This window comes from Emticicia sp. SJ17W-69 (assembly GCF_051209875.1).
Taxonomy (GTDB): domain Bacteria; phylum Bacteroidota; class Bacteroidia; order Cytophagales; family Spirosomataceae; genus Emticicia.
Genome location: NZ_JBNTQY010000001.1, coordinates 4,766,347 through 4,780,009 on the forward strand (window position 1 = coordinate 4,766,347; position 13,663 = coordinate 4,780,009).

At 36.1% G+C, this 13,663-nt stretch carries 7 protein-coding genes; 6 read left to right on the top strand and 1 reads right to left on the bottom strand.

Annotation, left to right across the window (positions count from 1 at the left end):
* The first annotated feature begins 8 nt into the window (after positions 1-8).
* From ACQUQZ_RS19545 to ACQUQZ_RS19555, 3 genes are read left to right on the top strand one after another with little or no spacing between them, the layout of a single operon-like run.
* Positions 9-1,757 (top strand): FAD-dependent oxidoreductase, encoded by a 1,749-nt coding sequence (locus ACQUQZ_RS19545; RefSeq protein WP_435356770.1) that lies wholly within the window; start codon positions 9-11, stop codon positions 1,755-1,757.
* A gap of 4 nt (positions 1,758-1,761) precedes the next feature.
* A complete protein-coding gene (locus ACQUQZ_RS19550; protein WP_435356771.1) occupies positions 1,762-3,855 on the top strand; it encodes a sensor histidine kinase in 2,094 nt (697 codons plus the stop codon).
* A 37-nt stretch (positions 3,856-3,892) separates the two neighbouring features.
* Complete coding sequence (locus tag ACQUQZ_RS19555; protein WP_435356772.1) at positions 3,893-4,963, top strand: SMP-30/gluconolactonase/LRE family protein; 1,071 nt, start codon at positions 3,893-3,895, stop codon at positions 4,961-4,963.
* 189 nt (positions 4,964-5,152) lie between these two features.
* Here ACQUQZ_RS19555 and ACQUQZ_RS19560 read toward each other — a convergent pair whose 3' ends face one another.
* Positions 5,153-7,306 carry a hypothetical protein gene (locus ACQUQZ_RS19560; RefSeq protein WP_435356773.1) on the bottom strand — a complete coding sequence of 718 codons (2,154 nt, stop codon included), beginning with the start codon at positions 7,304-7,306 and terminating at the stop codon, positions 5,153-5,155.
* A gap of 231 nt (positions 7,307-7,537) precedes the next feature.
* On the opposite strand from ACQUQZ_RS19560, the gene ACQUQZ_RS19565 reads away from it, so the two are divergent.
* The 3 genes from ACQUQZ_RS19565 (at position 7,538) to ACQUQZ_RS19575 (ending at position 13,614) form a co-directional block, all read left to right on the top strand.
* Positions 7,538-9,730 carry an alpha-galactosidase gene (locus ACQUQZ_RS19565; RefSeq protein ID WP_435356774.1) on the top strand — a complete coding sequence of 731 codons (2,193 nt, stop codon included), beginning with the start codon at positions 7,538-7,540 and terminating at the stop codon, positions 9,728-9,730.
* A 75-nt stretch (positions 9,731-9,805) separates the two neighbouring features.
* Positions 9,806-10,702 (top strand): PorP/SprF family type IX secretion system membrane protein, encoded by an 897-nt coding sequence (locus tag ACQUQZ_RS19570; RefSeq protein WP_435356775.1) that lies wholly within the window; start codon positions 9,806-9,808, stop codon positions 10,700-10,702.
* 131 nt (positions 10,703-10,833) lie between these two features.
* Positions 10,834-13,614 (top strand): 2-oxoglutarate dehydrogenase E1 component, encoded by a 2,781-nt coding sequence (locus tag ACQUQZ_RS19575; RefSeq protein WP_435356776.1) that lies wholly within the window; start codon positions 10,834-10,836, stop codon positions 13,612-13,614.
* Positions 13,615-13,663 lie beyond the last annotated feature (49 nt).

The window sequence follows — 13,663 nt, forward strand, 5'->3', positions numbered from 1 at the left end:
ATAAACCTATGAAACGATTTTTTTTTAAATTAGGAATTTTTCTTGAAATTGTCCTATTCATAGGGCATCTCTATGTTCTCAGAAATGGGCTGCCAATTCCAGCAAAAGATGGAGAAGGTCGAGAATTAATATTATTATTGCGAACCTATGAAATTAGTTTATTTGGTGCTGAACACACAGTGGACCAAATACTTGCTGGATATGATTACTCTTGGGCCGCTTTAGTCTTTTTTGGATTATTTGCCAGTATAATCACACTTTGTGTTCCGCTTCATATAAAAAAAGCTAAAATCTTTACCTGTGGAAAAACACTCATGTGGTTGGTTTGCTTTATTATAGCCTACAATGATTGGGGGAAAGTCCAACAAATCTTGTTGTTTACACTATTTTTAACTTTCCTACTTTCCTATCTATTCGATTGGAACCAACCCAAACAAAAAGACACAAAAATTTGCATCGTTGGTGGAGGTATTTCAGGTCTTACTGCTGCTTATCAGCTTCAAAAACAAGGGTATTCTAATATAACAGTATTTGAAAAAAGCGACAAAGTAGGCGGTAAATGCTTAACAAACATCACCGATTGGAAAGCTTTCGACTTAGGTGGGCATGAAATGCTCGCAGGTTATGGAGATTTGATACAAATTGCCGAAGAAATAGCTACGCCAACTCGCACAAGTGTCCCTCCGCTTGTATATGATACTATAACAAAAAAATACTTAAATTTCAATCAAGCTGCTTCAATTACAGGTAAATACTCAACTTTTGAGGTAATGCTTGCTGCCTTAAAATACTTGTATATTGTTGGTATTGAATTTAATAGCTTTTCGCAGCCAAGTACTGGCTACAAAAATGTTCCAGCCGAACTTTGTGTCGATTTAGAAGCATGGCTCAAACAACGCAATCTATTGGCATTATCCGATATTTTAAGTTTTGTAATCAAAGCTCAAGGATATGGTGGCTATGCTGATGGCACGGCTGCTTATCTTGTAAAATTTATGGGCTTCAAAAATTGGTTTTCATTGTTAGTTTCAGGCATTGGACTCACCAAAAAATGGCCTCGTGTATTTGTTTATGGGGCTCAAAATTTTTGCGAAAGATTGGCCGCAACAGTGCCAGATGTTCGCTTAAATTCAACTATTCAAAGAATTGAAAGAAATAACGCCGAAACTCAGAATGGGATTAAAGTATTTCTCGAAAATCAAGACAATCCAATCTTTTTTGACTACCTAATTGTATCTACGCCACTTGATGCTCCAAGTATAAGTTTAAAATACCTCGAATTAACTGAGGTAGAGAAAAGTTTGTTTGACCAACTTCAAACAATTGATGCTTATACTACATTGTGCGAAATCCAAGGACTACCAACTGGTGTTGTAGCAAATCTTCCACTTAATGATTTACAGAAAGGTGAATACACCGGTTTTATCAAAGATTTTGCAGATGAACCTGTCGCTTTATTTTTATCACTTGCCAAACCTGAAATGACTGGCGAATATATCTTAGACGAAATTAGGAAGGTGATTGCAAGAATCCCCCCCTATTATGGGGTTCAACCTGCCATGATAAAAAATATCCAACAAAAAAGATGGAGATATTTTCCTCATGTTACAAAAGAAGCACTTGCCAATGGTTTTTATGATAAAATAGAAGCCATTCAAGGACAGAATCAAACATTTTATGCGTCATCGGCCCTTAGCTTTGAAAACCTCGGTAACTGTGTTGCTTATACAAAAAGGCTAATCACTAAAAACTTTTGAAAATATGATGTTAAAACCTATTCTCAAAGGCATTATTACGATAATATTTTTATTAAAAACTGCCACAGTTATCGCACAAAGTCCTATTATTGAACTTTCTCCAGAAACTTCAAATTATGATATTGGCACCAGCACTACCTATTACGAGGATAAGACCGAAAGGTTAAATATTGAACAAATTCTTTCGAGTGAAATTGATAAGCAATTCGTTGTTTCGAAAAATGAAGCACTTGTTTTTGGTATTACCACTTCCTCTTTTTGGGTGAAAATAACTGCTCGAAATAAAAAACCACTCCAACTTTCAAGATGGATACTAACCGTTGACTATCCTCCGTTGGATTATATTTCGTTATATCAAAAAGATAAAACAGGAAAATGGATTAGTCAGGAGTCAGGCGATAGATTACCTTTTACTTCCAGAGCTATTCCTCATTATAAATTTGCCTTTGTACTTCCCATGCCCGATACATCGCTGCACACTTTTTATCTAAAAGTAAGGAACGGTGGTTCGGTGGTAATTGGCCCTCACATTGAATCAGAAAAATATTTTGTGGAAGATAGCCAAATCGGGAGCATTGGCTACGGTATTTTTATAGGGGCATTAGTTATCATGTTTTTTTATAATTTGTTTTTGTATTTTAGTCTGAAAGATATTTCATATTTGGCGTATGTCTGTTTTATTTTTATCAACCTTTTGTGTCAATTGTGTTATTCGGGGCATGTTTCACAATACATGTTTCCTCATAATCCTTTAATGGCAAATAAAATGCTGCCTATATCGGTTGCCTTAACACCGATAGCCATTTCATTTTTTACGATTACGTTTTTAAACACAAGAAAATTCACACCAATCCTTCATAAAATACTTCTATTAATTGGTGTTATTGCATTCATCAATTTCCTAACTTCTGTTTTTTTTACTGCACATGTAGCAGGGTATGGAAATGGTGCAAATATTTCATTTTCGTTGGTTATCGTAATTATTACTGGGGTAGGAAATTTAAGAAAAGGCAATCAATCTGCCAGATTTTTTCTTTTAGCATGGTCATTTGTAGCGGTTGGTGGTGCTATTATTACACTTAAAAGTTTTGGGGTTCATTTTCCCAATTTTATTGCCAGAAATGGTTCAATGATAAGTACTTTGATAGAGATAGTTATGCTCGCTATTGCTTTGGCTGATAAATATAATTTGTTCAAAAAAGAAAAAGAGGCAGCACAACTCGAAATTCTAAAACTCAATGAAAACGCCACCAAAGTACTTGAACAAAAAGTCACAGAACGTACCGCAGAGCTCAATTACTCGCTTGCAAGGCTTAAAACAACCCAAAATCAACTCATTCAAAAGGAGAAATTGGCATCTCTGGGAGAACTAACTTCTGGCATTGCCCATGAAATTCAGAACCCTTTGAATTTCGTAAATAATTTTTCAGAAGTTAGTGGCGAATTAATTGATGAATTAGAAGAAGAATTGAAAGCGGGAAATCCAGATATAGCTATTGAAATAGCCACAGATTTGAAGGAAAATCTATCCAAAATTAACCAACATGGCAAACGTGCCAGCGATATTGTAAAAGGAATGCTGGAACACTCTCGTAATAATACAGGCGAGCCTATTTTATCAGATATAAATGCTTTAGTAGAAGAATATTTACGACTAAGTTATAATGGATATAAAACAAAGAACAAAGATTTCAATGTCGAGTTGGTAAAAGATTTTGATGAAAATCTACCCAAATTAGAATTAATTCCACAAGATATAGGTCGAGTTTTAGTAAATATAATCAATAATGCCTTTCATGCAACTGCTTCAGTTATTACCAACGAAAGAGCAAATGGCTATATACCAACTATAGCAATAAGTACCATAAAATCAGCAGACAAAGTAAGGATTTTAATCAAAGATAATGGAATAGGGATTTCTGAGAAGGTAAGAGTCAAAATTTTCGAGCCTTTTTTCACTACAAAACCAACAGGACAAGGTGTTGGTTTAGGACTAAGTTTAGCACACGATATCATAGCCAAAGGACATGGAGGCACTATCGATGTGGAAAGCCAAGAGGGAATAGGTACTACATTTATAATTGAACTGCCCATTTAGAAAATTTTACTTATAAACTCACTAACCTTTACTCAACATGAAAAAAAGAATTAAACAATTACTTCTCATACTGTTAGTAGTTGCTATTGCTTACTTGACCCTTTACCCTGTTCCGATAGATCCCGAAGCTTGGACTCCAGGAGTAAATATAGGTTTTACTGGTATTTATTCTCCCAATAATGAATTAAGTAAAATTCAGAAAATGGCTGATGGGCAATGTCCTCAATGCGAAGATTTAGCAATTGATAGCTCAGGAAATGTTTACGCAAGTGCTTCTGATGGGCGTATTTTAGCATTTAGCCCTGATTTTAAAGAGTTTAATACAATAGTCAATACTGGAGGCAGACCTTTAGGAATGATAACCGATAATCAAGGTAATATTTATGTAGCCGATGATACAAAAGGCTTACTTTGGGTATCTACCAAAGGTGAAATGAAAGTTTTGTCAAATGCTTACAATAATCAAAAAATGCTTTTTGTAGATGATTTGACTTTTGCACCCGATAGTAGTATTATTTTCACAGAAGCTTCTCGCAAGTTTCCAGATAAAACCTTCGTCTTAGACATTATTGAACATCGTCCAAATGGAAATATGTTTCGTTACTACTTAAAAACAGGTAAAACTGAACTTTTGATGGATAGCTTGTACTTTGCCAACGGTGTAGCGGTATCGGCAGATGGCTCTTATGTTTTGGTTAATAACATGAATAAGTATCAAGTACTAAAACATTTCCTTTCTGGTGAAAATAAAGGAAAAACCGAGGTTTTTGCCGACAATTTACCAGGATTTCCTGACGGAGTTAATATTGGACCTGATGGAATAATTTGGGTAAGTATCCCTACGCTCCGAATTGAGTTATTAGATAAAGTTTTGCCGTATCCATTTTTACGAAAATTAATTTTACGCATCCCTCAGCCTGAGCAAAAAAAACATCCTTATGGATTCATACTTGGTTTTGATTCATCAGGAAAGTTGATTCACAACTTACAAGATCCAACAGGAGGATATTCAGGTATAACAAATGTTGTCCCTTTTCAGAATAAATTATATTTAGGAAGTATCAATGAAAAAAGTATTGGTATCTACGAGTTACCAAAAAACAATTAATCGAGAGCATCAAAAAGTTCTCTTTTTCGTAAGCACTATTTCTCTAATCGAAAGCGGGATTTATACAAGAAAAAGCTTATAATCAAGATGATTTCGACAAAATGCAAAATGAAGATGCTTACTAAATTATCATTTTGCATGTTTTGGAAGGCGACCTCAGAAAGTCTCGCTTTCCAAAACTTTTTCCCTTCACATCTTCACTCTCACTACGCTCGTATATTGCCCTTTGATAATAATCTCATTACCATCAACCATAATTTTTACTACTTTATTAGCAGGATTATGTCCCCAATAGGCGGTGTAAAGAATATCTTTGCTATTATCATCACGCTTTTTCAGTACTAAAGGAAAACCTTTAATATAGGCTTCGGTAGGAAGTTTGTTATCGCCTGTAACTGTTCTGCCGTCGGGTAAAATTACATCTGGGTATTCGATAGGTGTATTGGCTTCAAGAATATCATTGTTCATGCTCATTGCCCACACACCTGCCATGAGCCAGTCAATGTTTTTCTGCGATTGAAACGGATAGCTTGACAGTTGTTCTCCAAAGCGATTTTCTTTGTATTTATCGCCTTCGAGGTCTTTTGCTTTACTTCCCCATAAATCGGGGTTATTTACTTTTGTGTTGGGATCGCTCCACATATCCAAACCATCCAACCACATACTCCAAACGCCCCAACTTTGCATTAAATCTGGCGGAACGATTGGTTTTACCTGTACTCTAAATACCTCGCCATTGGAAGTTCGATGGTTCTGCTCGCCCAAATCCCAACCCATTATTTCTACTTCGTGCCAAATATTTGCTAAGACTTTTTTTGATGGTTCAATTTTTTTAGCAACCAAGCCTTCAGTCATGAGATGATAAATAGTACCAACATTCCGTAAATCGTTGCAATATCCGCCCACTTGCGAAACCGTCACGGCATCTCGCACAAAACCCCAAACATTGGAAGTTCCCATTGTCGGAAATGCCCGATTGTATGCCTCAAAGCCACTGCCTTGCCATTTTAATACTTGAGTCATGCCTTGTGCATTTCTATCTCCTTCAAACATTGCCCGACTAAATCCTTTTGGATTTAAGTTCCAAATGGCAAACTCACCTTCTGCTTTTTGGCTTTTTAATTCTTGAAGAGCAAAACCAATTTTACTTATACTTTTACTGCCATTCCAAACACCTATTGGTTCAAAATTTAAACTTAAATAACCAGTTTTTATATTTGGCCCCACAACATGCGAAAAATTATTCCTCAATACTTTGGCATCAACACCATCAAGCCATCTATTCACCACATCTTGAGTAACCGTATATGCTCTCGGACAACCAGCATTGAGTAACCAACCATCATAGTCCATCAATGCTCGTTTTCTTGGATTTTTCGCATTATGCACAAAACTTACACCTCGTTTGGTTGCTTTTTCGCCATCAATATCAGTGCCTGAGGCATAAGAAAACTTAACAATTTTGCCTTTCGGGAGCGAAAATTCAGGGAAAGAATCATAAAAATCAGGTAAAATGCTTTCACTTACTTGTTGCCCAGGATTCCAGAAATAGACCGATTTATTGATAGTATCAGTAACCATTCTTTTACCAGGAACAGTAATATAGTGTTGTATCCAAGTTTTACCATTCCAATATTTACCTTTTTCGGTATAAACCTCAACTACACTAAGGTCGAAACCTTCCATCGCTGCTATGTCTAAATTCTGTAATGCTGTTGTATTTGACTTTGAACCAAGTCCTATATAATAGCCCTTTTCATAATTATTATCATTATAAAAAGAGCGATTCCATTGTTCGTCAGTTAGTTTACCATTATTAATTCTCAATTTTGAAACTACTTCTTTTACTGAGCCATCAGCTCTTAGAAAACTATAACCATCGGTCATTTTAGGGTATCCATAAGATTTTAAATCTATACCTTTGCCACGCCTGATTGAAGAGGATAAAACACCCGATTGACTTTCATTACTTGGCACAGTAGTAGGTAAAGTCGATTTTTTTCCAAGCGGAGTGCTTTCGACAACAGGTGGTGTTTCTTTCGCTTTATTACCACAAAGTATCACTGAAGTGCCGTCTGCGGTAGTTTTCATCACGCAAAATCTTGGAACAACAAAGCTTTTGGGCATTTCTAAGCCATTATTTTCGGTGATTTCAGTAAAATGTTGTGCATAATTTTTATAATCACTTACTACATCTTTTCTTGTGAGCATATTGGCTCCTCTTACCACAAAGCTGTCCATTTCTCCTTGAATCACAAACATTCTATTGCCATCAACCCAAACCCTGAGTGGCTGCTTATTTATTTGCCATTGCCCAATTATTTGCCCATGTTGGGGTCTCATGATTAATTTTCTAAACTGTCCAAAACTTTGCAAAAAGCTGAAAGACAAGCACAGTAAAACGAACGTTTTTTTCATCATACATCATTAAAAATTTGAGCAAAAATATGGAGTTTTAATATAAAAACGGTGGTTTGTGGATGATGTTACTATTAAAAGCTAATTATTTACTCAATCATATTTTAAGTATCTTTGCTGCTCAACCCTAAAATCGTTTTTAACTATACTAAAAAAATGAGAAAAATACCTTTGCTCGTGCTATTAATGGGAATATTTGAGCTAAAAGCACAAACAATAACGATTCCAATAGAAACGAGCCAAAATGCTTTAGTGCTACAAACCGATAAAGATAATCGTTTGGGAATTATCCATTTTGGCAAAAAATTGAGCCAATCTTCTGAATATGTGACCATCGGACAATCACTGAAATATAATGATAATAATGCAGGAATTTACAACTCTATTTATACACCCAGTGGTTCGTGGAGTTTGGTAGAACCAGCTTTTGAAGTATTACATACTGACGGAAATACTTCGTCAGAATTAAAATATGTCAGTCATCAAACACAGAAAATTGATGAAAATGTCAGCCAAACAAGTATTTTATTAAAAGACCCTATTTATCCAGTAGAAGTAACTTTATTTTTCAAAACTTATGCCAAAGAAAATGTAATGGAGCAATGGAGCGTAATCAAGAATCAAGAAAAAGGCAATCTGATTTTGAAAAAATATGCTTCTGCCAACCTTTATTTTGTAGCGAAAGATTTTTATCTGCACCATTATCATGGCGGTTGGGCAAAAGAAATGAAACCCGAAGACACCAAACTTACAGCGGGAATCAAAACACTGGACTCGAAACTTGGCACAAGAGCTAATTTATTTCAACCACCTACTTTTATGCTTTCATTTGACCGCCAAGCGAATGAAGATGATGGAAAAGTTTTATTAGGTACTTTGGCTTGGTCGGGTAATTTTAAGATAGATTTTGAAAAAGATTCTTACCAAAATCTTCGCTTGATTGCAGGTATCAATCCTTTTGCTTCAGAATATACTTTAGCAGCGAATGAAGAATTTAAAACACCTTCGTTTATTCAAACTTATTCAGAAAACGGTAAAGGTGAAGCCAGCAAAAATATGCACAATTGGGCAAGAAAATACCGTTTATTAGATGGAGAAGGTTCTCGATTGACACTTTTGAATAACTGGGAAGCCACCTATTTTGACTTTGATGAAACAAAACTGACGAGTCTTTTCAAAGGAGCAAAAGAATTGGGAGTTGATATGTTTTTGTTGGATGATGGTTGGTTTGCTAATAAATACCCTCGCAACGGCGATGTGGCGGGCTTAGGAGATTGGCAAGAAAACAAGAAAAAACTACCCAATGGCATAGGCTATTTGGTAAAAGAAGCTACTAAAGCAGGCGTAAAATTTGGTATTTGGGTAGAACCAGAAATGGTCAATCCAAAGTCTGAATTGTATGAAAAGCATTTGGATTGGGTTATTCGTGAGCCAAATCGTCCTGAAACATATTTTAGGAATCAACTACCTTTAGACTTGGCAAATCCTGAAGTCCAAGACTTTGTTTTTGGTATTTTAGATGATTTGTTTACTAAAAATCCTGAACTGGCATTTATCAAATGGGACTGTAATGCCGTGACTTATAACGCTCATTCGATGTATTTAGAACGCACTAAAAAGCCTCAAACACAATTGTATGTTGATTATGTAAAAGGACTTTACAAAGTTTTAGAAAGAATCCGTGCCAAATATCCCAAAGTACCGATGATGCTCTGCTCGGGCGGTGGTGGACGTGTGGACTATGAAGCCTTGAAATATTTTACTGAGTTTTGGGTTTCAGACAATACTGACCCACTCGAAAGAGTTTTTATGCAGTGGGAATATTCTTATTATTACCCAGCCATTGCACAATGCAATCATATCACCGATTGGAGCAACGTTGGCATCAAATACCGCACCGATGTGGCCATGATGGGCAAAATGGGCTATGATATTGTAGTGAGCAAATTAGATGAAAAAGAGTTACTTTTTAGTCAAAATGTACTAAAAAACTACAAAAATTTAAAGGAAACGATTTGGCACGGAGATATGTATCGTTTGGTAAATCCTTTTGAAAATCAAATGGCATCTGTGCAATTTGTCAATGATAAAAAAGACCAATCGGTGATGTTTAATTATTTGACTGAAAATCGTTACGACCTTAATTCTTTGCTTTCAAATATTAAATTGAAAGGTTTAGATGCCAATAAAAAATATAAAGTCAAAGAAATTAATCTATATCCAGGTACAAGTTCAACAATCAAAGAAAATATTATTTATTCTGGAGAATATTTAATGACAATTGGCTTCAATCCAAGTGTATCAAATAGAAGAACAAGCGTAGTGATAGAAATCAATGAAGTGAAGTAAGCTATTTTAATCAGATTCTAATGTAAAGATATAAAATTGGTCATATTTTTGTTGTTTCAAACGAAAACACTCAACATGAAAAAACACATATTAGTATTATTATTAATACTTTCCCAAATCGCACAAGCACAAACGATTTTGGAAGACCAATTCCATTTCAACTTTTTAGCATTAAATCCTGCAATGGCTGGTGCAAGAGAGACATTTAGCTTAAATGCAATGCTCGGAAATCAGTTTAATGGTTCAATCCGACCACAGCAAATTTATCAGCTTTTTTCCACTGATGGAGCCATCCAACAAGGACGAGGTGGACTTGCATTACAAGCTTACAATAGTAATATTATAGGCTTCAATAATTCAGGCGTAAAAATGGCTTATGCTTATCGCAAAAAGTTTGGCGAATTATTTACCTTAGGAGTTGGAGCCGATGCTGGTTTTATTTACCAACCAACCATTATTACAGGTTTAGGTCTGAAGCAAATGTATCCTTATGCAGGCTTGGGTGGACTCCTCACAGCTGACAGATTCTTTTTAGGCTTGTCGAAACCAGTACTTTTCATTAATAGTGAAGGGCTATATAATACCAAGAAACCATTTTATACCCAATTGGGTGCTTCATTTGGAGATTATGAAAGAACTATGTTAAACCTTAGTGCCTTGATAGAAACCAACAAAAGCATAGGTAATAATTTTTATTTGAATGCAAAAGCATGGTTCAATCAAAAATTTGGTTTAGGTATTTCTTACCGTTCGCAAGAAGTAAGTAATGTGCGGACAGGTAAAATTGTACCGATGGCAGAATTACAAGTGTCGGAAGCCATTCGTTTAGGCCTTTCTTATGATCCTAAACCAGCTACTTATCAAACAACAGCATCGCAAGGAAATTTCAAACAAAATGGTATTTTACAGCTCTATTTTCGTTATGAAGGCCGACAAGATAGCCGAAGCACAAACCGCTTAAAGTTTTATTAAACCCACGCCTCTCAGAAATGAGAGGCGTTTTGTTTGATTTTTACAAAAAAAACATTACTTTATAGAATACGTACTGTAACTTTGCAGACATTTATATAAAATACTCATTTCGACCATTCATATATAGTTCAATGGACCAATTTTCATACATAGCCAACGCCGATGTTGCAGCGTTGGACGCACTTTATCAAGAATACAAACAAAATCCAGCCTCAGTTGATGAAAGTTGGCAAAATTTTTTCAAAGGTTTTGAATTTAATCAAACTTTCAACGGCAATGGTCAAACCAACGGAACTGCAGTAAAAACAACTTCTGTTAGTGCAGAACATACTCGAAAAGAAATGGAGGTTGTCCATTTGATTCGAGGCTATCGTTCTCGTGGTCATTTACTTTCAAAAACCAATCCTTTGGGTGGAAGAAAAGACCGTCAGCCAATGCTTGATTTAAAAGACTTTAATCTTTCAGAATCAGACTTAGACACCGTTTTTGAAGCAGGTATTGAGCTTTTTGGTGAAGCAGCAAGTCTTCGTAAAATTGTTGATGCTTTGAAAAAAGTATATCTTGGGAAAATCGGTTTTGAATATCTTTACATTAGAGATAGAAAAGCCAAAAACTGGTTACGCAAGAAAATCGAAAATGAATATCTTTATTTTGACCCTTCAAGAGAACAAAAATTACGCATTTTCGAGAAATTAAATGAAGCCGTAAACTTTGAAAACTTTATACATACAAAGTTTTTAGGCAAAAAACGTTTCTCGTTAGAAGGTGGAGAATCAACTATTCCTGCCCTTGATATTGCTATCAATCGTGGAGCTGAGTTAGGAGTTGAAGAAGTTGTGATAGGTATGGCTCACCGTGGACGTTTGAACGTTTTGACCAATATCATGCAAAAACCTTATGAGCAGGTTTTTAATGAATTTGAAGAAAATGTTGAATTAGAATCTTATAGCGATGGTGACGTAAAATACCACATGGGGTATTCAAGTCAAGTCGAAACACCAGAAGGTAAGCGTGTAAGTTTAAAATTAATGGCAAACCCTTCTCACTTAGAAGCGGTAAATCCAGTAGTTGTTGGTTATGCTCGTGCAAGAGCCGATGCTCACTTTGAAAAAGCTTCGATTAAGCCAAATGACCGTGATGATATTTATGATAAAGTATTACCAATCTTGATTCATGGTGATGCGGCCGTTGCAGGACAAGGTATTGTATATGAAGTAACTCAGATGTCAAATCTACCAGCTTATTATACAGGTGGAACTTTACATTTTGTGATAAACAACCAAGTTGGTTTCACAACCGACTTCGACGATGCTCGTTCATCAATCTATTGCTCAGATATTGCTAAGATTATTGATGCACCTATTTTCCACGTCAATGGCGATGACCCAGAAGCAGTGGTTTATGCCATGAAATTGGCGACAGAATTCCGCCAAGAGTTCAACCGTGATGTATTTGTTGACATGGTTTGTTACCGTAAATACGGACATAATGAATCAGACGAGCCACGTATGACTCAGCCAACGATGTACAAAACCATTGATAAACATGCTAATACCCGTGAAATTTATTTGCAAGAGTTGATGACTCGTGGAGAGGCTGATACGAAGTTTGCCGAAGAAATGAAAAAAGGTTTTGAGGGCGAATTGCAAGATTTATTAGCAAAAGTAAAACAAAAACAGTTACCATATCAAAAACCAAAATTAGAAGAAGCTTGGGCAAAATTACGCCGTTCAGTTCCTGAGGATTTTGAACAATCACCAGCTACTGGTATTTCTAAAGAAGTAATTGAAAAAGTTGGAAAAGCTTTATCAACTGTACCAGCCGATTTCAAACCGCTCAAGCAAATCGAAAAGATTTTGGAAGAAAGAAAAGCAATTTTTGCTCAAGACAAACCTTTCAACTGGTCGGTCGGAGAATTATTGGCTTATGGTTCTATCCTCAATGAAGGAAAATTTGTTCGCTTCACAGGTCAAGATGTACAACGTGGTACATTCACGCACCGTCACGCTGTACTACACGATTCAGAGACTAACTTAAATTATAATAACTTAGCTCACTTGGGCGAAGGACAAGGCAAGTTTGAAATTTATAACTCTTTACTCGCTGAGTACGGAGTGATGGGTTTTGAATATGGCTACGCAATGGCAAATCCTGATGCTTTGGTTATTTGGGAAGCACAATTTGGAGATTTTTCGAATGGAGCCCAAACAATGATTGACCAATTCATTGCTGCAACTGAATCGAAGTGGAATACCATGAATGGTCTGGTACTTTTATTGCCTCATGGCTATGAAGGTCAAGGACCTGAGCATTCAAATGCTCGTCCAGAGCGTTTCCTACAATTGGCTGCCGAGTATAATATGTATGTTTGTATCTGTACAACACCTGCCAATATTTTCCACATGATGCGTCGTCAATTAGCATTGCCTTTCCGCAAACCATGTATCCACATGTCGCCTAAGTCAATGTTACGACATCCTTTGGCAGTTTCACCAATGAGTGATTTTGCTGAAGGTACGCATTTCCAAGAAGTTATTGGTGATAAATATGCTGACCCAAAAAAGGTGAAACGAGTATTGCTTTGCAGTGGAAAAGTGTATTACGACTTGCTCGACAAACAACAAAAAGAAAACCGCACCGATGTAGCCATTATAAGAGTAGAACAGCTACATCCATTCCCAAAAACACAAGTAGAGGCCGAATTAGCAAAGTACCGCAAACCAGAAGTTATTTGGGTACAAGAAGAACCTGAAAACATGGGCTGTTGGACATTTGTATTGCGTGAATTCCCTGAAATTGGTTTAGGCAATATTGTTGCTCGCAAGGCAAGTGCCTCACCAGCAACAGGTTTTACAAAAATTCATGCCAAAGAACAAGCTGATATTGTTGAAAGAGCTTTTGCAAAAAGATAATTTATTGTTTAGTAAATTTCCGAACGAACTAAGTTAGCCTTTGTACACG